Origin of the sequence: Bartonella sp. AA83SXKL, from assembly GCF_042196965.1 — a bacterium.
Lineage (GTDB): Bacteria > Pseudomonadota > Alphaproteobacteria > Rhizobiales > Rhizobiaceae > Bartonella.
The window spans coordinates 1-3128 of the sequence record NZ_JBHIRG010000062.1; the positions used below are offsets into that span (position 1 = coordinate 1).

The following is a 3128-nucleotide window of genomic DNA, read 5'->3' on the forward strand; positions in this document are numbered from 1 at the left end:
TCATTTTCTGTCTTTCCCTCACTCCCGTATATCGACACAAAGCCCTTACCTGATCCCACACCAAAACCTGTTTCATGCTCCTCTGAATGGCTTTTATGATGATCTGTCATGCCATCAATCGTCACACTTTCTCCGCTCACATTGATATCTTGACCGGAAAGAAGATGAGAAGCAGAAATCTTGGCTTCTCCTTGTGCGTCTAACACGATGTTTCCCGTCGCCCCAAGGATAGAGGAAACCGTTGTGGTATGCGATTGAGATGTATCGGACGATTTCTCATGCAAAAAGCCACTTGATGACGATTGTGCTTGCTGATCCAAGTGTTCTTGGGCGCCTTTGATAGTAATCTTTCCCCCAGAGTGAATGGTAATATCCGCTTGTTTCTGTTCTCCTGGTGCTTTCTCTCCTGACGTTTCCTCTGCCTTACCGGCTACGAGCGTCGAGGCGACAACTTCCGTGTTGTTTCCAGATTCAATGGCAACGCCTTTTTCTCCTGCTATACTTGAACCTACCACTTGGGTAGCTCCAAAAGTTTCATGATAGGATGAGCTTCCCCCAAAAAAACCGCCATCTGTGTAGCTAGATATCTCACGGTGTGAACTATCCTCTGCATTGGTGATCAGGACATCGTTGCTGGCTTTCAGCCCTACCTTGCCCTCAGCCGCAACGGAACTGCCTGTGATGCTAAGGTCATGCGGTTTCCCATCCTGCCCTGCAACAACAGTGGTATCACCCCCAGATTTTATCGAAGAACCCCGAGAAATAGACTCTTGCCTATCAACACTAAAGTCGCTGCTCTGAAAATGATAATCTCTTTCATCGTTTCTCACCCCTATTGTTATCTCCCCTTGTGCGCCAAGAGCAACATTGTCCTTCGCATCTATATCGGAAGCAGCAATATGGATATCTTGACCCGAGATGACAGTGGTATCTTTTCCAGAACTTAAATGAGAGCCATTGTGCAAGGCGACATGGGAGGTTTCACTCCCGCGATGATTGTCCATGCTGTTGCGTGTAGCATCAATCGAAACATTTTCTTTTGCTTGTAAGTAAAGATCATCATGCGCTTGAACATCAGAGCCTAAAATATTCAAATCTTTTCCAGAGAGAAGTGTCGTCGAGCCTCCAGAGTTTAACACAGATTTATGGTGCATAATGGAGTCACTATACTGTTTATGGTGATGCGTTGCAGCTGAGCCTATCGTCAAGTTGCCTTCTTCTGTAGCCATGGCAAGATCACCTCCGGTGCTGATCCCCACCCCTGAGGCGGTAATATCTTGTTTAGCAATCACCGTTGCATTACCCCCAGCAGAAAGCGCCTCGGTGTTTAATACGGTCTCCACGCCGTCAACCGTTGTGCGCCCTGCGTCCAAACGAATATTCTTCTCCGCAAGGATAACAGCATCCCCACCAGCAGCAAAATGCCCCCCTTGACTGAGGATATCCCCACCATGCACATGCAATTGGTGGTTTGCCGCAATCCGCCCTGAATTGGTTATTGTGGAATTGCTTGTATTTTGGCTGGTGATATTGACATCATCGCCCATGATCAAAGCCCCAGCAGAAACAAAGGAGGCTCTGTCTTTTTCAGGGATGTAAAGCACCGGTGCATAAACATCCATGCCCTTGACCTGTTGGCGCACATAAATCACCATCGGGGCTTCTAGGGACGCCAATTGTTCTTCACTCAAAGCCTCACCAAAAGGGAGATTGTGTGCTTTTGCATAATCTGCCCCACCATCTAGCAAAGTTTTGACTTGTTCAATGGCATCACTTCCAGGAATAAAGGAACCTTTGCCCAAACCTTGACCAACAAGATCACGCATTTGTTTCTCAATCAGCTGCTTTTCAAAATAGGCATCACCTAAGAAAAAAATCTCTCTGTCAGGATTATAACCAATTCTGTTCAAATAATAGGCTGAGCCATAAAACTTGCCGACATCAAGGAATTCTGCCCGCGTTTCATAAATGAAATTTTGATTGGGCAGCGTGCCCCCAACACCCCCCGATTGGGGCTTTGGTAAAGGGAGCCCCTCAGCAAGTTCCCCCGCATTATTGAGATCGACTTTTGGTGTAAAGAGAGCGCCAGCTCCAGGCAAACCACTTAAGGACTCCAGTGGATTGCCTCCAACGGTTTTTGCCTCAAAATGCGCATCCCCTGTAATCGAACCTTCCGCTGCCTCGTTGTGGAGTTGATCGACCACCAAATTCAAAATGCCACCCGCTTGAACAAGACCAGGAACAGTATCGAGAACTTCTGAATTGATATGGCGAAAACCATCATTATTTATTATATCTAAAGCAACATTTCGGCTTCCATCAGCGTTATAAGCATAACAATAAGCATCCGTATTAGCCTGACAACCCATATAGGTGTTTTTATAAGCTGTTGCACCTAAATTGGTCAGCACATTGGCGTGGATATCGGCGTTTCCCCCTGCTTCTATAATGCTATAATGGTTGTCAATGGTATCAGCGTTAATAATAAGATTGCCGTGAGACTGTATCATTCCTTGACGAGTAGGCGAAAATTCTTGCGTGACAGTTTTCTGTATCATGTGAGATAAATTATTCCATCGGTACCCTTGAAAAAAAACCGAACTTTCACTCTCTTCATTCCAAGTAAATGCCTTGTATACTATCCCATCTTCTAAAGTTATCTTACCATAAGTTGCCTCTTTGTTGGGCAAAGAATTTTTAAAGTGAAAATCACATGTGTTTCCCGAACATTCAACTTCCTCATAGGAAACGGCCCATATTTCTATCCCCAACTCATTTGCTATACTTGTTGTATGATACAAAATCGCATTTTCAATTGAATCAAAGCGTTCTGGTTTTTGGAAAGAAATATCGCTATATTCCGTTTTTTCTGTGATGACAGGCGTGCTATCGGCTTCGTTTTTCAGGGTGTTGGTTTGGATATTTAAGTTTCCACCAACTTGAATAAAGCCCGCTTTGTTAACAAGGGAAAGGCTTTTTCCTGTGCCTTCTGCATTGGTGAAAGATAAATCACCTTCTGTCATTATGGTGCCAAAATCATTGAGCAAAGCCCCATCAACTTGTAAAGCACCATTGCCCTTCACATAAATTAAGCCCGTTTTGTTGTTGGTCACATTGCCCGTCACGCT

At 44.9% G+C, this 3128-nt stretch carries 1 protein-coding gene; it reads right to left on the reverse strand.

Going from position 1 to position 3128, the window contains the following annotated elements:
* On the reverse strand, nt 1-3128 hold a 3128-nt coding region (locus ACFINO_RS09455; RefSeq protein WP_375655551.1), incomplete at both ends, for a hemagglutinin repeat-containing protein.